A 22,397-nucleotide genomic window follows, 5' to 3' on the forward strand; every position below is an offset into this window, starting at 1 on the left:
TTAAAACCTAAAAGAACGAGAATAGCTGTGGTTAATCGGACCAAAAATTGCCGCAGCATCGCTTACCTCATATGGTATAAGCGCTTCCCTGCCTTCTGCTCCTTACTAAAGGTTAGTAGATATCCATGCATTAAAAAAACAAAAGCCGATTGCTTATTACAACAATCGGCTTTGTTAATAGTGCGCTATACAATTACGCCTTTAATGCACGCTCTCCTCGAGCCATGCCGACTATACCACTTCGAGCGACTTCAATAATTTCTGTCGCTTCACCTACGGCCGCTAGAAATGCATCAAGTTTTTCACCTGTACCGATTAATTGAATAGTATAAATTTGGCTTGTAACATCAATAATCTGTCCCCGAAAAATATCTGCAGTACGTTTAACTTCTGCTCGCGCAAAGCCACTTGCTTTAACTTTGGTTAGCATTAATTCACGCTCAACATGCTCTGATTCAGTAATGTTACTGACCTTTAAAATATCAATCAGCTTATGAAGGTGTTTTTCAATTTGCTCATAAGCCGATTCATTTTTCACATTGGTCGTGATGTTCAAGCGAGACAACGTTGGATCATCAGTCGGCGCAACAGTAAGTGACTCGATATTGTAACCACGTTGAGAAAACAGTCCCACCACACGAGATAATGCGCCCGGTTGGTTTTCAAGTAATACTGAAATAATTCTACGCATTATGTTCTCTCCGTCTTGCTTAACCACATCTCATTCATTGCACCACCACGGATAAGCATTGGGTAAACGTGCTCTGTTTCATCAACACTGATATCAATAAAGACTAATTTATCTTTTAGTGCTAAAGCTTTCTCTAGTTCACTTTCTAATTTATTAGGATCTGAAATTCGTACACCAACATGGCCATAAGCTTCAGCAATAGCCGCAAAATCAGGCACAGAGTCCATGTATGAATGTGAATGGCGACCTTGATAGATCATATCTTGCCACTGTTTCACCATACCTAAGAATCGGTTATTTAAGTTAATGATCTTAACAGGAATATCGTATTGCAGCGCCGTAGATAGCTCTTGGATATTCATCTGAATACTGCCATCACCGGTTACGCACACCACTTCTGCATCAGGTAAAGCAAACTTCACTCCCATCGCAGCAGGTAAACCAAAGCCCATCGTGCCTAAACCACCAGAATTAATCCAACGACGTGGCTTATCAAATGGATAATACAGTGCGGCAAACATTTGATGCTGACCAACATCAGAAGAGACATAAGCTTCGCCATTCGTTAAGCGGTGAAGCACTTCAATGACTTGCTGTGGTTTAATTCGATCGCTATCAGTGTCATAACTTAAACATTCACGTTCACGCCACGATTCAATTGATTGCCACCATTGCGCGATCTCTTGTTGATCATTTTTAACTTCATGCTCTTTCAATAATTTAAGCATGCTATTTAATACGGTATCCGCCGAGCCCACAATAGGAATATCTGCTGATACGGTTTTAGATATTGATGAAGGATCAATATCTATGTGCATGATCGTTGCATCAGGGCAGTACTTTTCTAAGTTGTTGGTCGTACGATCATCAAAACGCACTCCAATACCAAATATAAGATCTGCGTTATGCATTGCCATATTAGCTTCATAAGTGCCATGCATACCCAACATACCTAAACACTGTTTATGTGTGCCAGGGAACGCCCCTAGCCCCATCAGGGTATTTACAACAGGAATGTTTAATGACTCAGCAAGCTCAATCAATTGCTCGCTACACGATGACATGATAGCACCACCACCGACGTACAATACTGGCTTTTTCGCTGATAATAGCGCTTTAACACCACGTTTAATTTGTCCTTTATGACCTTGGGTCGTAGGATTATATGAACGTAATGAAATCGATTCTGGATATTGATATGGATACGCTTCAGCAGGGTTTAACATATCTTTAGGGATATCAACCACAACAGGACCAGGGCGGCCTGTAGATGCGATATAGAAGGCTTTTTTGATGATTTCAGGGATGTCTTCAGGTTTGGTTACAAGAAAGCTATGTTTAACGACTGGGCGTGAGATCCCAACCATGTCACATTCTTGGAATGCATCGTTACCAATTAAGCTACTCATTACTTGTCCTGATAGTACGACCATAGGAATTGAATCCATATAAGCCGTTGCAATACCAGTAATGGCATTCGTTGCGCCAGGACCAGAGGTCACCAGTACAACGCCTACATCACCCGTAGCACGCGCATAACCATCAGCCATATGAACAGCAGCTTGTTCATGACGAACAAGAACATGTTCAATATCGCTTTTCTCATGAAGGGCATCGTAGATATCAAGAACAGAGCCACCAGGGTAGCCGAATATATGCTTAACGCCTTGATCGATCATAGAACGTACGATCATATCAGCGCCGGACAACATCTCCATATTTTGTCTCCAGGTCGATGAAACATAGTTAGGGCTTATTTTTAGCCTAATAAACGCCATGAATAATTCATGCTATGTATACTACGCAATGCAATAACAACACGCAGTTACCTGTAACAACTTTAACGCTTTTGCAGCATTTGAATCTAGAGGAAAAGTCGACTTTGATTTTAAAATCTTAAAAATTGATGTTTTATGACTTTTTACAGGCAAATAAAACCATCAAGCCACATTAATAACCACGGTATAGTTTTATTACCAAATATGTTACTGGTTAAAGCAAAAAAGGAGCCATAATGGCTCCTTAATTTATTAAAAATAAAACATTATTTGTCTTTATGAGACGCCTTTTTATGGCTTTCCTCATACATATGTTCAATTTCTTTATGGTAACGGTCTTGAATCACTTTTCGACGAAGTTTTTGAGTCGGCGTTAACTCGCCTTTGTCCATCGAAAATGATTTAGGTAGCAAGGTGAATTTCTTCACTTGTTCAAAACGTGCTAAATCTTTTTGTAGCTCTACCACACGCTTTTCAATTAACTCAACAATTTGGCTATGTTTAACTAGCTCCAAACGGTCTTTGTATTTGATATTTAACTCGCGCGCATGTTCTTCAAGCGTTTCAAAACACGGAACAATCAAGGCAGATACAAACTTACGAGTATCGGCAATGACAGCTATCTGTTCAATAAAGTGATCTTTGCCTATCGCACCTTCAATCACTTGCGGTGCAATATATTTACCACCAGAAGTCTTCATTAACTCTTTAATACGGTCAGTAATAAACAAGTTACCTTGCTCATCAAGATAGCCCGCATCACCGGTTTTCAAGAAGCCATCTTCAGTGAAATTTTTCGCGGTTTCTTCTGGCATATTGTAATAGCCACGCATAACCATCGGACCACGAACTAAAATTTCATTCTGCTCGCCAATTTTAACTTCGGCACCGGGCATTGGCATACCAATCGAATCAGGGTTATAACAACTGTCATCCCAACAAGAAACTGTCGCTGTGGTTTCTGTCATGCCATAACCTAATTTAACGTTAATTCCAATCGCGTGGAAAAAACGTCCAATTCCTGCATCTAATTTCGCGCCACCACATGGCATAAATTTAATATTGCCACCAAGTACTGCCTGCAGTTTGGATAACACTACTTTCTCAGCTAACGCATAAGATTTCTTCAATAACCAAGATGGCTCACGACATTCTTGACGGGCAGCAGCCATCTTAGCGCCCATGTTCACCGCCCATGTAAATATCATTTTACGGTGTAAGGGTGCGCGAGAGACTTTATCGTGAATACCTGAATAGATTTTTTCAAACACACGAGGAACCGCTGACATATAGTGCGGTTTCACCGTGATTAATGCTTCTTTCAATTTATTAGTATCGGATAGGTAGCAATTTACGACACCACGATGTAGTGCGTAGAACGTCCATGCACGTTCAAAGACATGTGATAACGGTAAGAAGCATAATGAAGTATCACCTTCATCTAGTGCTAAACGTTGATCATGCGCTTCAATCTGAGAAGCAATGTTTGCATAATCTAACATGACCCCTTTCGGTGTACCGGTTGTACCCGAGGTATAAATCAGTGTGACCAAATCATCCATTTGTTGTGCAGATAATCGAGTATCAAGTTCTTGTTGATACTCACCACTTGCTTGCTTTACAAACTCATTATAATGACACGCCAATGGATGTTCAGGGATAGTGACATCATCAGACAATGCAACAATGCGTTCAAGCTGAGGACATTGTGCGGCAATTTCCACAGCCGCATCCATTTGAGCTTGCTCGCCAACAAAAAGTACTTTTACACTAGCGTCTTGAAGAATATAAGCCGCTTGCTGCTCTGTACTGGTTGGATAAATAGGAACAGTAATACAACGATTGTATAACGTGGCAAAATCAGCAACAGTCCAGCGAGGCATATTGTTTGCGAATATGCCAACTTTATCTTGTACTTGTAGGCCTTGGCACAATAATGCTAAAGCCAATTGCTGAATTTGCTCACCAAAACAATTCCAACTAATATCTTGCCACTCACCATCTACTTGATGACGTAATGCAGGCTTATCACCTAAGCGAGAAACTTGACTGCGAATGCGGTGAACAATATGAAAATCGTGTTGTGCCATAAGTACTCTATTTTTTTAGCTTACACTTGTAAGCTGATTCGAGATATGCAGTCTACAATTCAGCCTATAAAAAGCCAACCATAATGCACATAAAATTATATTTCCCAACGCTTACCCGCTACTCTACGCCTTGTGAATAAAAGCTATCAAACGACTTTTCAATCAAAAAGCAAAAGTGTAAGAATCTATAAATAACATGGTTGAAGAACGAAAAAATCAACCTTATTTCACGTCGCGGCATTATTCATATTGCGAAACAGCAGACAACTCTTACCACTGTAATATCGATAGCTTGTAACCAAAAAAGGTCAGCAATTGTGCTGACCTTCACGTTTATATCATGGGTTTTATTGGGTTAGATCACCACAAATTGCCATTAGCTGATCTCGCATCCAGATATTGCCTTTATCCTTTTGTGTTGATTCATGCCAACTTAGGTAACCGCTAATTTTGTTATTCGTAAAGGGAAGCTCTAACACTTTTAAGTGTAGGTTATCAGCCACAGATTCAGCTAACCAACGAGGCGCTACCGCAATTAATTCAGATTGGCCGACCACATACATGATATTGCTTAAACTCGCACCTTGATAAGCTTCATTGTAACTGTGCGCTTGATTGTAAATATGATCAGCAAAACCTTTAACTTCAGGGATCGTTTTTAATACGGCATGCATTTCATTATTAAATTCAGCTTCAGAAATACTGTCATGTAAACGAGGGTGATTTCCTGATGCGATGACAACAAGTTCATCACTGAATAATTCTGTGCTACAGAATCCTTGTTCATCAAAGCGTACATAATCAATCACAAAATCAATTTCTTGATAACGTAATTTCTGTGCTAATTCTGCTTCAAATTCGGCTTCAAGTTGAAGACGTAAATGAGGAGCTTGCTTGTGCATTTCTTTTAAAATCTGAGGTGCAAAACGCATGTCTGAAGGGCTGCAAATTGCCAACTTAAAAGTGCGTGTTGAAGTCATTGGACTGAAGATAGAACATGGCAATTCATTCTTAACTAATTGCAGTGCTTGGCGAAGTGGACCAAACAATTGTTTTGCTCGTTGCGTAGGTTGAATACCGCGACCATGACGAATAAATAACTCATCATTAAACATTACTTTAAGGCGCGCAACTGCATTACTTACCGCAGGTTGTGACATACCTAAATTATGTGCAGCGCGAGTAATGTTCTGCTCTTGCATTACGGCGTCAAAAACAGTTAATAAATTAAGATCAACACTACGTAATGTTGATTCCATTGAATAACTTTCTGCTGGGAAAACTGAAGCTGTTTTACGTGTCATATTATGCCTCTAAATTTATGAGTTCATCGGCACTTCCTATGCCTTCAGTAACTTAGAAGCTTAATTCTTGCTTCTAGTCTAAACCCGCTTGATTTGGGATGAGGCCAGTATCATCCAAACAGATTGATGAGACTAATAATAGAATATAAGTGATTATGATTCTTATATGAATTAATGCACATTCAGAAATATAAACCTTAAAAATCATTTAGTTAAACCAAACATAAAATAAATAAAAAAAGATATAAATAAAAATTCAGACACTTTTTTAAGATAAAAAACGATAACAAATTCAAGAATAATCAGTAGCTTTTTCTATTGATTCATTTCACCAATGATTTAATAAGTGAAGGTGTTACCGTTATATATTGGCTTTCAGGGTAATGCTCGGACATTGCTTCAGCTACAGATTCAGGGAACTCTACTTGCTGCCATAACACTTCTTTTAGTGTATCAATATCATCCCACTCTTTATTAAGTAACCACTCACTAACTTCACTTGCAACATCTGGGATTTTAACCCGCCCAACACTCTCACTATCAAGCCAAACTCGCATCGTCGTCACATCTAACGATTGAGTAACATGAGCCAACCCCATCATCGCTAACGTGGCAACATTACTACTTTGTTCAAATTGTCCTTGTAATGGCTTTAGCAATAATTTTTTCCCTAAAGAAATAGCCTCTGAAGGCAGTTCAAAACCACCGTTTGCCACGACACCTTTACAGTGATGTAAATGGTGATGAAACCCCTCTCGACTTAATGGTTTCAACTGCACGTTTTGCCATTGTGATTTGCTCTCAATATCTGGGTGATAACAAACAAAATTCACTTGCTGAAAATGAGAGAGTAAATCGGTAATTTGAGAAAGTGACTCAAAGGGCAAATACACCAAAATAAAAGGTTGTTGATGACGACTTGGTATATCAAAACAAGGAATAATTGGTGGTAAAATTGGGCAGTTAAAATGATGCCAATGCAGACCAATTTGATATTGAGTCGGAGCAAAATAACGTGTAAGTAATCGATCAAATACGCTTTCATTCGCTTTGGGTACATCATGTAAAAAAGCTGCTTGATGACTTAACGAAAGGCTGGGTACTTTCTGCTGTTTTGCAGCCCATGCAGTAACAGGCTCAAAATCATTCAACACTAAATCATAACGAGATAAATCTAACGTTTTCACCTCTTGTCGAAATTGCCGTAAATCAAGCTGATGCCATGTTTTTAATCGTTGAATACAGCCTTGTTCGGTAACAAAAGTCAGCCCTTTTCCCAATTGATAATCACCAAAACAGGCCATATCAAAAAACTTATCTCGTTCCCGCCCTGAAAAATAATAATCAACCTCACAATCTAATCCATCAAAAGCACGTGCCATTTCACGAGCTCGAGAAATATGACCATTACCCGTACCTTGGATCCCATAAAGTATTTTCATTGTATATTCCTTACAAGATAAAACCGGCTAATTCAAAACAAGCAAAACCTAATAATGCGCCAGCAACAATATCGCTAAGATAATGCACCCCCAGCAATACACGGGAGAAGCCAATGCAGCTTGCCCATAGCCACACCATTTCACTATACGAAGGATAAAAGCTTGAAATTAAGGCGGCCATCATAAAAGCCGCCGCAGTATGACCCGATGGCAAGCTATAGCGATCTGAGGGTTTTATAAAGGAGGGTAAACTAACCGGACGACTACGTTTAAAGCTGTTTTTGAGCAACCAATACAATGGGAGTTCAATCAAAAACATCAACAAACCATATAAAATAAAAGAATCACCGTGTTGTTGATCACCCCACCATATGAGCAAGCCAATCATTGCATATAAGTGGCCATCACCAGTTCGTGAAACAATACGGCTAATTTTAGCCAGTGGAATATTAAATCGATGACAGAGACATAGCGTTGAAAACGCATAATCAAAACGCTGAATGGGGGTAAGTAATGTCATCATTGTTCTCCTTCTTATAACTGTCACTAGAATAAAAAGGACTTGTGACAACAAGGTGAAACTTAAAAGGAGAGTCAGTGACAATCTAGAAGAAAACGAGAATCACATAAATTGTTAATGATTTGGCAATTTTTTATCACTAAAGGTTATTGCCCGACCTTCTCTGTGTTTTTCTCTTATTTATAGAAAAATAAATCGCAACAATTAAAAATCAATTAGTTAACGTTATAATTGTAAAATAAACGTAATTATTGGTTGACCTTTGACCTGTCTATTTGGTATTCATTTGTTAATCAACTTCATATAAGTGTGTATAAAATGAAAAAACGTTTCTCTTTACTCCTTAGCCTCCTCCTTATCGTGACTTAAATCGCGCGGGTTGCTTTTGAGTGGGAAACGCCACTAAAGATTTTAAAACCCGCGCAACTTGCGCGGGTTTTTTCATATATCGACTAGCGCAAGTGAATGCGAACTAACCTGTAACGGTAATAGATTAAAAGGAAGTAGCAATGAAAGATCAGGTCATTATTTTCGATACTACGCTACGTGACGGTGAACAAGCGTTGTCGGCAAGCCTTACCGTAAAAGAAAAGCTACAGATCGCATATGCATTAGAACGTTTGGGTGTTGATGTGATTGAAGCTGGCTTTCCTGTGTCATCCCCTGGCGATTTTGAGTCAGTACAAACCATCGCGAAACACATCAAAAACAGTCGTATTTGTGCTCTATCTCGAGCGGTAGCAAAAGATATTGATGTAGCGGCAGAGTCATTGAAAGTCGCAGAAGCTTTCCGCATTCATACCTTTATTTCAACCTCAACTGTTCACGTACAAGACAAGCTACGTCGTAGCTATGATGATGTAATTGATATGGGTGTCGCAGCTGTAAAGCGTGCGCGTAATTATACTGATGATGTTGAGTTCTCATGTGAAGATGCGGGCCGTACTCCGATTGATAATCTATGCCGCATGGTAGAAGCGGCTATCGATGCGGGCGCTAACACCATTAATATCCCTGACACCGTGGGCTACACCCTGCCGAGTGAGTTTGGCGGTATTATCACCCAGCTATTTAATCGCGTTCCAAATATCGATAAAGCTGTTATTTCTGTCCACTGTCACGATGATTTGGGGATGTCTGTTGCCAACTCAATGGCAGCTGTTCAAGCGGGTGCTCGTCAGGTAGAAGGAACCATTAATGGTCTAGGTGAGCGTGCAGGTAACTGCTCACTAGAAGAAATTGCGATGATCATCAAAACGCGTCAGGAGTTACTGGGCGTAACAACCAATATCAAACACGATGAAATTCACCGCACCAGTAAAATGGTTAGTCAGTTGTGTAATATGCCAATTCAAGCTAATAAAGCGATTGTTGGGGCTAATGCCTTTAGTCACTCATCGGGTATCCACCAAGATGGGATGCTAAAAAATAAAAACACCTATGAGATCATGACGCCTGAATCGATAGGCCTTAAAAACCAAGCACTAAACTTAACCAGTCGCTCTGGTCGTGCGGCAGTTAAAAGTCACATGGATGCATTGGGCTACACCGAGAAAGAGTATAGCCTAGATAAACTGTATGCTGATTTCTTAAAACTGGCTGATCGAAAAGGCCAAGTGTTTGATTATGACTTAGAAGCATTGATGCATTTTTCTAACCTTCGTGATGAAGATGACTACTTCAAACTGAACTACCTAAGTGTTCAATCGGGTAGTGTGATGGCAACGACCAGCATCAAGCTATTGTGTGGTGACGAAGAAAAATGTGAAGCGGCAGTCGGTAACGGTCCTGTCGATGCGTTATACCAGTGTATTTACCGCCTAACAGGTTATGACATTGTGCTGGATAAATTTGATTTAACCGCAAAAGGCGAAGGCGAAGACGGCTTAGGACAAGCAGACATCATCGCTAATTATAAAGGTAGAAAATACCACGGAACGGGCTTAGCAACCGATATTGTAGAAGCGTCTGGTCAAGCGTTACTGCACGTTATCAACAGCATTCACCGTGCAGATCAAATTGAAGAAATTAAGCAACGCTCAGCAACTCACTAGTTGATAACGCTTGCAGCGACTCACGAATTTATACTTTTAAACAATTATGGAGAGCAAGATACCATGGCTGGTTCTTACAATATTGCAGTTTTACCCGGTGACGGGATTGGTCCAGAAGTAATGCAACAGGCACATAAAGTGCTAAATGCAATCGAGGCTAAATTTAATCTAACCTTTAATCGTACAGAATATGATGTCGGTGGTATTGCTATCGATAATCATGGCAGTCCACTACCTGATGCTACTCTAAAAGGCTGTGAACAATCCGATGCAGTGTTATTTGGCTCTGTTGGTGGCCCTAAGTGGGAACATCTAGCGCCTAACGATCAACCTGAGCGTGGTGCTCTTCTGCCACTACGTAAACACTTCCAATTATTTTGTAATCTACGCCCTGCTCAAATTCACCGTGGCTTAGAGAAGTTCTCTCCGCTACGCGCTGATATTTCAGAGCGTGGTTTTGATATTGCTGTTGTGCGTGAGCTCACTGGCGGTATTTACTTTGGTCAGCCAAAGGGCCGCGAAGGTGAAGGCGCACAAGAAAAAGCGTTCGATACCGAAGTCTACTACCGATATGAAATTGAACGTATTGCAAAAATTGCGTTTGAATCAGCTCGCTTACGCAGCAAAAAAGTCTGCTCTATTGATAAAGCTAACGTCCTACAGAGCTCTATTTTATGGCGTGAAGTCGTAGAAGAAATCGCAAAAGATTATCCTGATGTAACGTTAACTCATATGTACATTGATAACGCGACCATGCAGCTGATCAAAGATCCTTCTCAATTTGATGTCATGCTATGTTCAAATATCTTCGGCGATATCATCTCTGATGAGTGTGCAATGATCACAGGCTCTATGGGTATGTTGCCTTCTGCTAGCCTTAACCAAGATAAGTTTGGTATGTACGAGCCTGCTGGCGGATCAGCACCGGATATTGCAGGTAAAAACATTGCAAACCCAGTGGCGCAGATCCTATCAGCAGCACTGATGCTTCGTTACAGCCTAGGTGAAGAAACAGCAGCGCGTGCTATTGAGCAAGCAGTATCACAAGCGCTAGAAGCTGGTGAGTTAACCGCCGATCTTGCAAGTGATAAGCCAGCACTAACCACCAGTGAAATGGGCGATAAGATCGCAGCCTACATTCAACAAGCATAAGGGAGCAATGAGCAATGTCGAACACTAATAATAACGCTTCAGCTTCACCTAAAACGCTTTATGAAAAAGTTTATGATTCCCATGTTGCCGTTGCAGCAGAAGGGGAAAATCCGATCCTATATATCGACCGTCACCTTGTACATGAAGTGACATCCCCGCAAGCTTTTGATGGCTTGCGTGAAAAGGGTCGTAAAGTACGTCAGGTATCAAAAACTTTCGCCACTATGGATCACAACGTTTCCACCCAAACCAAAGACATTAATGCATCGGGTGAAATGGCACGTATCCAAATGGAAACACTGGCGAAAAACTGTGAAGAGTTTGGTGTCACCCTATATGATTTAAATCATAAATATCAAGGTATTGTACACGTAATGGGGCCTGAGCTAGGTATTACTCTACCGGGTATGACCATTGTTTGTGGTGACTCACATACTGCGACTCACGGTGCCTTTGGCGCACTGGCTTTCGGGATTGGTACCTCAGAAGTGGAGCACGTATTAGCCACTCAAACCTTAAAACAATCTCGTGCAAAAACCATGAAGATTGAAGTTAAAGGTAAAGTAGCTGAAGGCATTACAGCAAAAGACATCGTCCTTGCCATCATTGGTAAAACAACCGCCGCTGGCGGTACTGGCTATGTGGTTGAATTCTGTGGCGAAGCAATCACAGATCTTACGATGGAAGGTCGTATGACCGTCTGTAACATGGCGATTGAACTAGGCGCGAAAGCAGGCTTGATCGCACCGGATCAAACAACATTTGATTATATTAAAGATCGTGAATTTGCCCCAAAAGGCGCAGAGTTTGATGCCGCAATAGAATACTGGACATCATTGAAATCCGATCCTGACGCCGAGTTTGATGCCGTTGTAACGCTCGACGCTAAAGACATAAAACCACAAGTGACATGGGGAACAAACCCGGGTCAAGTGATTGCCGTTGATGAGCCAATCCCTGCCCCTGAAAGCTTTAACGATCCCGTTGAAAAAGCCTCTGCAGAAAAAGCATTAGCTTACATGGGACTAGAAGCTGGCAAAGCCCTGTCTGATTTTACTGTTGATAAAGTCTTTATTGGCTCATGCACTAACTCACGTATTGAAGATATGCGCGCAGCAGCAGCCATTGCTAAAGGGCGTAAAGTTGCCGCTAACGTACAAGCTTTAGTCGTTCCAGGCTCTGAGCAAGTGAAAGCACAAGCGGAAAAAGAAGGGCTTGATAAGATCTTTATTGAAGCTGGCTTTGAATGGCGACTACCTGGTTGTTCAATGTGTCTGGCAATGAATAACGATCGCTTAGGTCCCGGTGAGCGTTGTGCGTCAACCAGTAACCGTAACTTTGAAGGCCGTCAAGGTCGTGATGGACGTACTCATCTCGTTAGCCCAGCCATGGCAGCAGCAGCGGCATGTGCCGGACATTTTGTTGATATTCGCCAACTAGATGCCGCATCGGTGTAACAAAAGGATTTGAACATGACAGGTTTTAAACAACACACAGGTTTAGTTGTACCGCTAGATACGGCAAATATTGATACCGATGCGATTATTCCAAAACAGTTTTTGCAGAAAGTAACCCGCACTGGATTTGGTAAGCACCTTTTCCATGATTGGCGTTTTCTAGATGATGCAGGCGAGCAGGCAAACCCTGACTTTATTATGAACGCCCCTCGCTACCAAGGCGCGAGTATTTTACTGGCGCGTGAAAACTTTGGTTGTGGCTCTTCTCGTGAACATGCACCGTGGGCGCTTGCTGATTATGGTATCCAAGTTATGATTGCGCCAAGCTTTGCCGATATTTTCTATGGTAACTCGATCAATAACCAAATGGTGCCAGTACGTCTATCTGAGCAAGACGTCGACACTTTATTTAAGTATGTCGATGAAAATGAAGGCGCACAGATCACGGTTGATCTTGAAAAAATGATCGTCAGTGCGGATGGTAAAGAGTATGCCTTTGAAATTGATGAATTCCGTCGTCACTGCCTATTAAATGGTTTAGACAATATCGGTTTGACACTACAACACGAAGATAAAATTACAGACTTTGAAAACCGTATTCCTAGCTTCTTAGCGTAATCGTACATTATCTGAAATCGAACGCCCTGTTTAATATAAACAGGGCGTTTTTATTTAAAATATCAAAAAGATAATGAAATTAGCCAATACTTATTACGGTCTTAATCAATATTGTTACTTATTATATTAATAGGAAGAATATGCGTATTGTTATTGCGATTGGGCTGTTGTTATTCACTCTGCCGAGCTTTGCTGCGCCAAAATCCGAACTCTGGTCATATTGGCAACCTCATGATCCTAAGAACACAAACAAGATCAGTCATCAGGATTGGCAGCAGTTACTCAATAAATATCTTGTCATTCAACCGAATCAAACCTTATTTCGTTATAACCAAGTATCACGTGCAGATAAACAAAAGCTAGCAACTTATATTAAGCGACTCAGTGTCCAAAACCCTCACCGTTATAATCGTGATGTTCAATTTGCCTATTGGGTTAATTTATATAACGCCCTAACCGTTCAATTAATTATTGATAATTACCCTGTAAAATCAATTACCAAACTGGGAGGTTTGTTTAGCTTTGGACCATGGGATCAAACCATTATTACCATTAATAATAAAAAGCTAACTTTAAACGATATTGAACATCGGATCTTACGCCCTATCTGGCAAGATCCTAGGATCCACTACGCAGTCAACTGTGCCAGCCTCGGTTGTCCTGATTTACTGCCTAAAGCGTTTAATAGCGATCAATTAGACTCCCAGTTAGATCAAGCTGCCACACGCTTTATTAATAGTGAAAAAGCAGTAAAAATAACAAAAGATGGTATCACGCTGTCATCTATCTATGATTGGTATCAAGCTGATTTTGGATCGTTAACTGAGTTACAACAACACCTTAATCATTATCGTGTTACGCCTAACGTGCAATTAACTCAGATCCGTTACACCTATAATTGGCAACTTAATCAGGAGCTATAACTTCGATACGGTTGCAGGTACAATAGCTTGTTCTCATTGGGGAGCCATTTGGCTGAGATTGTTAGGCATACGTGCTTTATAGCAGGACCCATTGAACCTGAACCAGGTAATGCTGGCGTAGGAATTGAGATGCTCGAACATTCTTTCGAGCTCGCTGACCATTGCATGATGCAACAGCACTCAAACCTGTGCCGCTCTCTCTTTCAATTTTTGTCCCAAGGATGCAGGACATCTCGGAGCGCATAGTGAAAAAAATAAACACTCTTCTTCCCCTAATCTCTCTGTCATTAGTTGCAAGCTCAGCTTTCGCCTCAGACAATACTCTTAATGTTTATACCTACAGCTCATTTGCTTCCGACTGGGGTCCGGGCCCTGTGGTAAAGAAAGCGTTTGAAAAGCAATGTAATGGTTGTACGGTCAATTTTGTTTCTTTAGAAGATGGCGTATCGATTTTAAATCGCGTTCGCCTAGAAGGGAAAAACAGTAAAGCAGATGTGTTGTTAGGACTAGATAACAACCTAATGACAGAAGCGAAAAATACCGGCCTATTAGCAAAAAGTGATGTTGATACCAGTAAGCTAACGCTTCCTAAAGGTTGGAGTGATGATACTTTCATCCCTTATGATTACGGCTATTTTGCCTTTGTGTATGACAGCGATAAACTGAAGAACCCACCAGCGAGTTTAGACGCACTGATCAAAGATCAAAATATCAGCGTTATCTACCAAGATCCTCGTACTTCAACCCCAGGCCAAGGTCTAATGTTATGGATCAAATCGGTCTACGGTGATAAAGCCCCTGAAATGTGGCAGCAACTCGCGAAACACACTGTGACCGTCACTAAGGGCTGGTCTGAAGCCTATAACATGTTCTTAAAAGGCGAATCAGATATGGTGCTTTCTTACACCACATCACCGGCCTATCACATCATCGCTGAAGACAAACACCAGTACAAAGCGGCTAACTTCAAAGAAGGCCATTACATGCAAGTTGAAGTGGCAGCAAAAATGAAAAATAGCCCACATCCAAAGCTTGCCGATCAATTTATGCAATTTATTGTAAGTGATGCTTTTCAGTCACAAATCGCTACCCACAACTGGATGTATCCAGTAACAAAGCAAAGCCTACCGAAAGGTTTTGATGAACTCACCGTACCAAGCAAAGCACTTGAATTTAGTGCCGACGAAGTGGCAACACATCGCAAAGCCTGGATCCGAGAGTGGCAGCAAGCCCTCACTCAGTAATGGTTTAAGACTTTGAACAAACGCATTACCTTATTGCCCGGTATTATCAGTGCCGGGCTGATCACTTTTGTTGTTGTTGCCGCGCTCACCGCCTTGATTAGTCAGGCTAACGACTGGCAACTATCAACACTATGGCATGATCCTTATCTGCGACATGTGACAGGATTTAGCTTCTATCAAGCCATCTTGTCGACTCTATTTAGCATCATCCCAGCGATTCCCATTGCTTATGCACTTTCACGACGGCAGTTTGTAGGAAAAGCTCTGCTATTACGTTTATTTGCGATGACGCTCGTGATGCCCGTCTTGGTTGCTGTTTTTGGTTTATTATCGATTTATGGCAAAAGTGGATTGATCAGTCATAACCTAGAAATACTAGGCTTACCGCCATTAAACATTTACGGTTTAAGCGGGATCTTACTGGCGCACGTATTTTTAAACCTGCCACTGACCGTTCGTTTTCTACTGCAAAGCCTAGACGGTATCCCCGCAGAGCAACATCAGCTTGCGGCGCATTTAGGTATTACTGGCTGGAGTAAATTTCGCTTAATTGCATGGCCTCGACTACGCCAACAACTGCCGCATATCGCGGGTTTAGTCTTTATGTTGTGCTTTACCAGCTTTGCCGTGATCATGTCGCTTGGCGGTGGTCCTAAATCAACCACTATCGAGCTCGCCATATATCAAGCGTTGCGTTATGACTTTGATTTAGCGACAGGTGCGATTTTAGCCTTATGGCAAATGCTACTTTGCTGCTCATTAGTACTTTTTACCCAACGTTTTGCTAAACCGCTTTCTACCCTAAACGGCTCTATCTGCAGAAAGGTAGTGAATTATAACGATACATGGCGCGCTAAATGTTGGGATGTATTCTGGATCATCAGTGCGTTAGTGTTTGTTATACCACCGATCATTGCCGTCTTTGTATCGGGTATTAACCATCAATTATTTACTATCTTAGAACAAAAGCAGTTATGGTCAGCAATCACTAACTCACTCCATATCGCACTATTTTCCTGCTTACTAGCATTTTGTCTTGGCGTCATGATCCTCATCACGAGTCGTAGCTTACGCTTAGCACGTAAAAAACTGGCTGCTGACGGGATTGAAATGATCGGCACAGTGATTTTAGTGACACCAGGGTTAGTGTTAAGTACTGGTATTTTTCTTTTACTGCGCCAATATACCGATGCTTACAGTGCTGCGTTTTGGGTTGTGGTCTGTGTTAATGCCCTAATGGCACTGCCCTATGTAATCAAAACATTAAGTCAACCAATGCTCCACCTTGCGCAGCAATATAATCCGTTATGTCGCAGTTTAGGGATGACGCATCTATCGCGATTACGTTTGGTTGAATGGCGTGCGTTACGTGCTCCTATCGCCCAAGCTCTCGCTATTAGCTTTGTCTTATCACTGGGGGATTTAGGTGCGATTGCATTATTTGGCAGTCAAGACTTTCAAACGCTGCCACTGTATTTATTTGAACTAATGGGCAGTTACCGAATGGATGCCGCTGCTGTTGCTGCACTGGTTTTACTGTTACTCAGCTTAGGTTTATTTAGTGTAGTCGAGTATCTTGTTGTTACTCGCCATCGCCAAGGAGCTCATCATGCTAAACATTAATCAAATCAACTATACTTACTTACCTCAACACAAAAATGAGGTTGCGATGGCGTTGAGCTTTGATGTTCAGCTTGAGCAGGGAGATATCGCCGCACTCATTGGACCAAGTGGCGCGGGTAAAAGTACCTTATTAGCACTCATTGCTGGCTTTCTCGTCCCTGATAGCGGTGAGATCACCATTAATAGCCAATCTATCTGTCAGCTAGAGCCTGCACAACGTCCACTCTCGATGTTATTTCAAGAGCACAATTTATTTCCTCACCTCAGTGTGTTTGAAAATATTGCGTTAGGTATCAACCCAAACCTTAAACTTACCGCAGAGCAAAAACAGCGAGTAATTAATTCAGCGAAACAAGTGGGGATTGATACCTATCTTGAGCGTTTACCTGAGCAGCTTTCTGGCGGGCAACGTCAGCGAGTAGCATTAGCACGATGTTTATTACGAGAGCGCCCTTTACTACTGCTTGATGAGCCATTTTCGGCCCTTGATCCTGCACTGCGTGCAGAGATGCTAAACCTCGTTAAGCAATTAGCCACAACGCGTAATATGACGGTATTGATGATCACTCATAGCCCTGAAGATGCCGAAAAGATTGCCAATAAATGTATTTTTATTAATGAAGGCACTATCAAAGCGGTAGGAGAAACCCGTGATGTTTTATCTAATCCCGTATTACCTGAGCTTAAAAACTATCTCGGTTTAACCCTACAAGAAACATAACCACAGAATGCAATAAGTAACAATATAAACAAAAAAAGCGAGCACCCTATGTGCTCGCTTTTCTTATTCTTCTTGCTAGTGATTAAAGATTTTCTTCGGCAAATTCCGCTAGACGGCTTCGAACCACCCCATTGAGATAGATATTGGCGCTACCTTCAAAGTTTTTAAAGCGCTCAACAATATAGGTTAATCCCGAGGTCACTGGGGATAGATAGTTGGAATCAATTTGAGCAAGGTTACCCGAACATACAATTTTTGTTCCTTCACCACATCGGGTAATAATGGTTTTAATTTGTGACGCTGTTAAGTTTTGACACTCATCGAGTAAAACAAAGGCATTTTGAATAGAACGCCCACGCATAAAGTTAATCGATTTAAATTGAATATTGGCTTTATCAAAAATATACTTCATTGAGCCATCAGTACAAACATCATGCTTATGAAGTGCTTCCATAGTATCGGTAACCGCCGCCAGCCATGGCATCATTTTTTCTTCTTCGGTCCCCGGTAGGAAACCAATTGATTCGGCTATTTCGGGTGTATTACGAGTGACAATAATTTTGTCATACATCCCTTTTTCAATCACCTGCTCAAGTGCTGCAGCCATTGCTAAAATGGTTTTACCACAACCAGCAGGACCCGTTAAAATCACTAAATCAATCCGAGGATCAAGCATTGCATCTAGCGCCATCCCTTGATAAATATTTTTAGGATTAACACCCCAAGCTTGTCGATGCATTAGTCGCTCTTGGCTAATGTCTTTAATGGTGACACTTTCATCATCAATACTTTGAATTCTAGCGGCAAAATCATTGCCCTCATCTAGTAAATATTGATTAACAAAGGGAGTTTCAAATAAGTTTTTAGGTAAGGTATGTAAGGTTGAGCGACCTTTATTTTCCGACTGACACTCAGCAACATTTTCCCAAAAATCGCCGTGATAGCGATGAAAGCCTTTGGTTAATAATGCGACATCATCAATCAACTGATCGGTACGATAGTCATCAACATACAAGACACCTGCTCCTTTGGCACGCAGTCGCATGTTGATGTCTTTAGTCACTAATACCACAGAGCGTGGTGCATGTTTTTGTTGCAGAAAGAGAACGCTATTAAGAATACGATTGTCACCCGCCTTATCGCTAAAGGCATGGACGGTTTGTTTTACTTCATAGTCAGCAAAAATAGCAATAGTACCGCTATGAGCCACTTTATCGTTGAAAGGAATACCAGCCGAAATTTGCTCTGGTGGTGCGTCGTGGAATATATCTTCAAGCGCACGTATCGCGACTCGCGCATCACGAGAAACATCACGCTTACTGTCTTTAATTCTGTCCAATTCTTCCAGAACCGTCATGGGAATAACCACATCGTGTTCCTGAAAAGAAAAGAACGCCAGAGGTTCATGAAGCAGAATATTTGTATCAAGTACAAACAGTTTCCGTTCGGCGTCGTCCATAGGCACCTCCTTGGTAGTCTGGACAGCGATAATTAAGCTAATACTCTATTAGCTTACGTCAAAATTACCCATCTGGTTTAATTATGACGTCTTTCCTATTAAGCCCTCGATAGATGAAAGTTTTATTATGATTTTACTGTGACCGATTTTCATCACTTTCACCGTGACCTTAATCACATCATGCAGTAACATGTGTCCCCTTTTTGAGCTATGCAAAAATTTTAAATTCTAGCGTACACTTATTTTCAGTGTAGCTTATTAATACTTTGCACAGCTTATTACAGTCTTTTTGATATCAAATAATTAGAAGGTTTCTACCACTATGCCATTTGCTTTGGGTCAACGTTGGATCAGTGATACAGAAAGTGATTTAGGTCTAGGTACCGTTGTCGCTCTTGAACCAAGAACGGTTACCTTGATGTTCCCCGCATCAGAAGAAAATCGCCTATATGCACGTAATGATGCCCCTGTTACCCGTGTCATGTTTAACGTTGGTGATGTGATTGAAAGCCATGAGGGTTGGTCACTAAAGGTAGAAGCGATCAACGAAGATAAAGGCGTGATCACCTACGTAGGTACGCGTACCGACACAGAAGAAGAAAATGTCGCACTACGTGAACTTTTCTTAAGTCACCAAATTCGTTTCAATAAACCGCAAGATAAATTGTTTGCCGGTCAAATTGATCGCATGGATCGTTTTGCACTGCGTTACCGCGCGCTGAAAAACCAATACGAGCAACTAAAAAGCCCATTACGTGGTTTATGCGGTATGCGTGCAGGTTTGATCCCACACCAGTTATATATTGCTCACGAAGTCGGTCGTCGCTATGCGCCACGTGTTCTACTTGCCGATGAAGTCGGTTTAGGTAAAACCATTGAAGCGGGTATGATCATCCACCAGCAGGTGTTATCAGGCCGTGCTGAACGTATTCTGATCGTGGTTCCTGAAACCCTACAACATCAATGGCTAGTTGAAATGATGCGTCGTTTTAACCTGCACTTTTCTATCTTTGATGAAGAGCGTTGTGTTGAAGCATTTGCTGATGCCGCTAACCCATTTGATACCGCGCAATATGTATTGTGTTCATTAGACTTTTTACGTAAAAGCCGTCGTCGTTTTGAACAAGCGCTAGATGCTGATTGGGATCTATTGGTTGTCGATGAAGCTCACCACCTTGAATGGAGTGAAGATAAGCCTAGTCGTCAGTACCAAGTGATTGAAGCCTTAGCAGAAAAAACGCCAAGTGTGCTGCTACTAACCGCAACACCAGAGCAATTAGGTCGTGAAAGCCACTTCGCACGCTTACGTATTCTGGATCCTGATCGTTTTTACGACTACGAAGCCTTTATTGAAGAAGAGCGTCAATACGAACCCGTTGCTGATGCTGTAACACAACTGCTTTCTGGTGAAAAACTGAATGATGATGCGAAAAACACCTTAACCGAGCTGTTGTCTGAGCAAGATATCGAGCCAATGTTACGTGTGATCGAAGATTCAGCTCAAGACGATCCTGAAGCATTAGCCGCGCGTCATGAATTGATCAACAACCTGATGGATCGCCACGGTACGGGCCGCGTATTGTTCCGTAATACCCGCTCAGCAATCACAGGTTTCCCTCAGCGTCACCTAAATATGTACCCGTTAGCAATGCCAACCCAATACACCACAGCCATGCGCGTTGCGGCAATGATGGGCGGTAAAATGGGTGTCAACGAGAAAGCGATCAAGCTACTTTACCCGGAAGATATCTACCAAGAATTTGAAGGTGAATCAGCAACATGGTGGAACTTCGATCCTCGTGTTAACTGGCTACTTGATATGCTGAAAGCCAACCGTAACGAGAAAGTGTTGGTGATTTGTTCTCGTGCGCAAACCGCATTAACCTTAGAGCAGGCATTACGTGAGCGTGAAGGCATCCGTGCCACTGTGTTCCACGAAGGAATGTCGATTATCGAACGTGATAAAGCGGCGGCTTACTTTGCCCAAGAAGATGATGGCGCTCAGGTACTATTATGTTCTGAAATCGGTTCAGAAGGTCGTAACTTCCAGTTTGCAAACCAATTGGTGATGTTCGATTTACCAAGCAACCCTGATTTACTTGAGCAACGTATTGGTCGTTTGGATCGTATTGGTCAAAAGCGTGAGATAGAAATTCATGTGCCTTACCTAGAAGGCACTTCTCAAGCACTATTAGCGCGTTGGTTCAACGAAGGCTTAAATGCCTTTGAGGAAACCTGTCCGACTGGCCGTGCTATCTATGAAGCGGTATGTGAAGATCTGATCACCTTGCTTGCCAGTGACAAACACGATCTTGAAGCACTTGAATCCGTTATTCAGCGCAGTGCTGAAATGCACAATGAGCTTAAAACCAAGTTAGAGCAAGGTCGTGATCGCCTGTTAGAAATTCATTCTAACGGGGGTGAAGAAGCTAAACAGTTGGTTGAGAAGATCAGCGCTAAAGATGGTGATACTAACCTTGTGACTTTCGCACTGGGCTTGTTTGATACCATAGGTTTAAACCAAGATGACAAAGGCGAAAACGCAATTGTTGTGACCCCATCAGAGCACATGATGGTGGCAAGCTATCCGGGGCTTCCTTACGATGGTTGTACCATCACTTTTGAACGTGACACTGCACTTTCTCGTGAAGATATCAACTTCATCAGCTGGGAACACCCAATGATCCAAGGCGGTATTGAATTATTGCTAAGTGAAGGCGTGGGTACGACAGCGGTGTCATTGTTGAAAAACAAAGCACTGCCTGTTGGTACACTGCTACTTGAGCTTATCTATGTGGTTGACGCACAAGCACCTAAGCAATCAGGTATTGGTCGTTTCTTACCAAAAACACCGATCCGTATTCTGCTTGATGGTAAAGGCAATAACCTATCAGCTAATGTTGAATTTGAAGGCTTTAACCGCCAACTTAGCCCAGTCAATCGTCACCTTGGCAGTAAGCTCGTTAACTCGGTTCAAAAAGATATTCATACTTTGATTGAGCACGCAGAGCGCGAGATCAGTAAAGAGCTTGATATCGTACGTAGCCAAGCACAAGCTGAAATGGAAAACACGTTGCGCGCTGAGCTTGATCGCCTTCAAGCCCTGAAAGCGGTTAATCCAAATATTCGTGATGACGAATTAGAGCTGATTGAAAGCCAAATCATTGAGTTAACTAACTACATTGCAAAAGCACAAATCCAGCTTGATTCACTCCGCTTGATCGTTGTAAGTCATAACTGATCAATAACTCATCATAAGTAAATTAAGGCCGTGAATGTCATTACTGATATTCACGGCTTTTTTCTTTAATCGCATCACCA

16 protein-coding genes and 1 riboswitch are annotated in these 22,397 nt (G+C 41.7%); of the genes, 9 read left to right on the forward strand and 7 right to left on the reverse strand.

Features of this window, described 5'->3' with window-relative positions:
* Nucleotides 1–193: 193 nt before the first annotated feature.
* The 6 genes from ilvN to CTN01_RS16900 form a co-directional block, all read right to left on the reverse strand.
* Nucleotides 194–691 carry an acetolactate synthase small subunit gene (gene ilvN, locus CTN01_RS16875; protein WP_045083520.1) on the reverse strand — a complete coding sequence of 166 codons (498 nt, stop codon included), beginning with the start codon at nucleotides 689–691 and terminating at the stop codon, nucleotides 194–196.
* Nucleotides 691–2,409, reverse strand: coding sequence for an acetolactate synthase 3 large subunit (locus CTN01_RS16880; RefSeq protein WP_045083521.1), 1,719 nt, complete (start codon nucleotides 2,407–2,409; stop codon nucleotides 691–693). Before CTN01_RS16880 ends, ilvN begins: the two co-directional genes overlap by 1 nt.
* 326 nt (nucleotides 2,410–2,735) lie before the next feature.
* Nucleotides 2,736–4,559 carry an AMP-dependent synthetase/ligase gene (locus CTN01_RS16885; protein ID WP_045148705.1) on the reverse strand — a complete coding sequence of 608 codons (1,824 nt, stop codon included), beginning with the start codon at nucleotides 4,557–4,559 and terminating at the stop codon, nucleotides 2,736–2,738.
* Nucleotides 4,560–4,906: 347 nt separating this feature from the next.
* Nucleotides 4,907–5,863, reverse strand: a complete 957-nt coding sequence (gene leuO, locus CTN01_RS16890) for a transcriptional regulator LeuO (RefSeq protein ID WP_045148706.1) — start codon at nucleotides 5,861–5,863, stop codon at nucleotides 4,907–4,909.
* A 323-nt stretch (nucleotides 5,864–6,186) separates the two neighbouring features.
* Complete coding sequence (locus CTN01_RS16895) at nucleotides 6,187–7,305, reverse strand: MJ1255/VC2487 family glycosyltransferase (RefSeq protein WP_045148707.1); 1,119 nt, start codon at nucleotides 7,303–7,305, stop codon at nucleotides 6,187–6,189.
* A 10-nt stretch (nucleotides 7,306–7,315) separates the two neighbouring features.
* Nucleotides 7,316–7,825, reverse strand: coding sequence for a phosphatase PAP2 family protein (locus CTN01_RS16900; RefSeq protein WP_045148708.1), 510 nt, complete (start codon nucleotides 7,823–7,825; stop codon nucleotides 7,316–7,318).
* Between the two features lie 509 nt (nucleotides 7,826–8,334).
* Between CTN01_RS16900 and leuA the strand changes: the two genes are divergently transcribed.
* The 8 genes from leuA to thiQ all read left to right on the forward strand — a co-directional run bounded on the left by leuA (nucleotide 8,335) and on the right by thiQ (nucleotide 17,617).
* Nucleotides 8,335–9,879: a 2-isopropylmalate synthase gene (gene leuA, locus CTN01_RS16905; protein ID WP_005369859.1), complete on the forward strand. Its 1,545-nt coding sequence runs from the start codon at nucleotides 8,335–8,337 to the stop codon at nucleotides 9,877–9,879.
* Between the two features lie 63 nt (nucleotides 9,880–9,942).
* Nucleotides 9,943–11,031, forward strand: a complete 1,089-nt coding sequence (gene leuB / locus CTN01_RS16910; RefSeq protein ID WP_005369861.1) for a 3-isopropylmalate dehydrogenase — start codon at nucleotides 9,943–9,945, stop codon at nucleotides 11,029–11,031.
* A 14-nt stretch (nucleotides 11,032–11,045) separates the two neighbouring features.
* Nucleotides 11,046–12,488 (forward strand): 3-isopropylmalate dehydratase large subunit, encoded by a 1,443-nt coding sequence (gene leuC, locus CTN01_RS16915; RefSeq protein WP_045148709.1) that lies wholly within the window; start codon nucleotides 11,046–11,048, stop codon nucleotides 12,486–12,488.
* A gap of 15 nt (nucleotides 12,489–12,503) precedes the next feature.
* Entirely contained in the window at nucleotides 12,504–13,106 is a 603-nt protein-coding gene (gene leuD / locus CTN01_RS16920) for a 3-isopropylmalate dehydratase small subunit (protein WP_045148711.1), read from the forward strand.
* Nucleotides 13,107–13,246: 140 nt separating this feature from the next.
* Nucleotides 13,247–14,029 carry a DUF547 domain-containing protein gene (locus tag CTN01_RS16925; protein WP_045148713.1) on the forward strand — a complete coding sequence of 261 codons (783 nt, stop codon included), beginning with the start codon at nucleotides 13,247–13,249 and terminating at the stop codon, nucleotides 14,027–14,029.
* 27 nt (nucleotides 14,030–14,056) lie between these two features.
* Nucleotides 14,057–14,170: riboswitch (TPP riboswitch) on the forward strand.
* A 113-nt stretch (nucleotides 14,171–14,283) separates the two neighbouring features.
* On the forward strand, nucleotides 14,284–15,273 hold the full coding sequence (gene thiB / locus CTN01_RS16930; protein ID WP_173425485.1) for a thiamine ABC transporter substrate binding subunit: 990 nt from the start codon (nucleotides 14,284–14,286) through the stop codon (nucleotides 15,271–15,273).
* A gap of 12 nt (nucleotides 15,274–15,285) precedes the next feature.
* Complete coding sequence (thiP, locus tag CTN01_RS16935; RefSeq protein WP_045148714.1) at nucleotides 15,286–16,896, forward strand: thiamine/thiamine pyrophosphate ABC transporter permease ThiP; 1,611 nt, start codon at nucleotides 15,286–15,288, stop codon at nucleotides 16,894–16,896.
* Nucleotides 16,883–17,617 carry a thiamine ABC transporter ATP-binding protein gene (gene thiQ / locus CTN01_RS16940; protein WP_045148716.1) on the forward strand — a complete coding sequence of 245 codons (735 nt, stop codon included), beginning with the start codon at nucleotides 16,883–16,885 and terminating at the stop codon, nucleotides 17,615–17,617. The genes thiP and thiQ overlap by 14 nt, the downstream gene beginning before the upstream one ends.
* Nucleotides 17,618–17,699: 82 nt before the next feature.
* Here thiQ and CTN01_RS16945 read toward each other — a convergent pair whose 3' ends face one another.
* Nucleotides 17,700–19,076, reverse strand: coding sequence for a PhoH family protein (locus CTN01_RS16945; RefSeq protein ID WP_045130739.1), 1,377 nt, complete (start codon nucleotides 19,074–19,076; stop codon nucleotides 17,700–17,702).
* 322 nt (nucleotides 19,077–19,398) lie between these two features.
* Between CTN01_RS16945 and rapA the strand changes: the two genes are divergently transcribed.
* Nucleotides 19,399–22,317 carry an RNA polymerase-associated protein RapA gene (gene rapA / locus CTN01_RS16950; protein ID WP_107188515.1) on the forward strand — a complete coding sequence of 973 codons (2,919 nt, stop codon included), beginning with the start codon at nucleotides 19,399–19,401 and terminating at the stop codon, nucleotides 22,315–22,317.
* Nucleotides 22,318–22,397: the final 80 nt, after the last annotated feature.

The sequence above is a fragment of the Photobacterium angustum genome (assembly GCF_003026365.1).
In the GTDB taxonomy this organism is placed as follows: Bacteria; Pseudomonadota; Gammaproteobacteria; order Enterobacterales; family Vibrionaceae; genus Photobacterium; species Photobacterium angustum.

Excerpts from the sequence above, each read along its gene's own strand:
- ilvN (WP_045083520.1), bottom strand. The coding sequence starts at position 691 with ATGCGTAGAATTATTTCAGTATTACTTGAAAACCAACCGGGCGCATTA.
- CTN01_RS16880 (WP_045083521.1), bottom strand. The coding sequence starts at position 2,409 with ATGGAGATGTTGTCCGGCGCTGATATGATCGTACGTTCTATGATCGAT.
- CTN01_RS16885 (WP_045148705.1), bottom strand. The coding sequence starts at position 4,559 with ATGGCACAACACGATTTTCATATTGTTCACCGCATTCGCAGTCAAGTT.
- leuO (WP_045148706.1), bottom strand. The coding sequence starts at position 5,863 with ATGACACGTAAAACAGCTTCAGTTTTCCCAGCAGAAAGTTATTCAATG.
- CTN01_RS16895 (WP_045148707.1), bottom strand. The coding sequence starts at position 7,305 with ATGAAAATACTTTATGGGATCCAAGGTACGGGTAATGGTCATATTTCT.
- CTN01_RS16900 (WP_045148708.1), bottom strand. The coding sequence starts at position 7,825 with ATGACATTACTTACCCCCATTCAGCGTTTTGATTATGCGTTTTCAACG.
- leuA (WP_005369859.1), top strand. The coding sequence starts at position 8,335 with ATGAAAGATCAGGTCATTATTTTCGATACTACGCTACGTGACGGTGAA.
- leuB (WP_005369861.1), top strand. The coding sequence starts at position 9,943 with ATGGCTGGTTCTTACAATATTGCAGTTTTACCCGGTGACGGGATTGGT.
- leuC (WP_045148709.1), top strand. The coding sequence starts at position 11,046 with ATGTCGAACACTAATAATAACGCTTCAGCTTCACCTAAAACGCTTTAT.
- leuD (WP_045148711.1), top strand. The coding sequence starts at position 12,504 with ATGACAGGTTTTAAACAACACACAGGTTTAGTTGTACCGCTAGATACG.
- CTN01_RS16925 (WP_045148713.1), top strand. The coding sequence starts at position 13,247 with ATGCGTATTGTTATTGCGATTGGGCTGTTGTTATTCACTCTGCCGAGC.
- thiQ (WP_045148716.1), top strand. The coding sequence starts at position 16,883 with ATGCTAAACATTAATCAAATCAACTATACTTACTTACCTCAACACAAA.
- CTN01_RS16945 (WP_045130739.1), bottom strand. The coding sequence starts at position 19,076 with ATGGACGACGCCGAACGGAAACTGTTTGTACTTGATACAAATATTCTG.
- rapA (WP_107188515.1), top strand. The coding sequence starts at position 19,399 with ATGCCATTTGCTTTGGGTCAACGTTGGATCAGTGATACAGAAAGTGAT.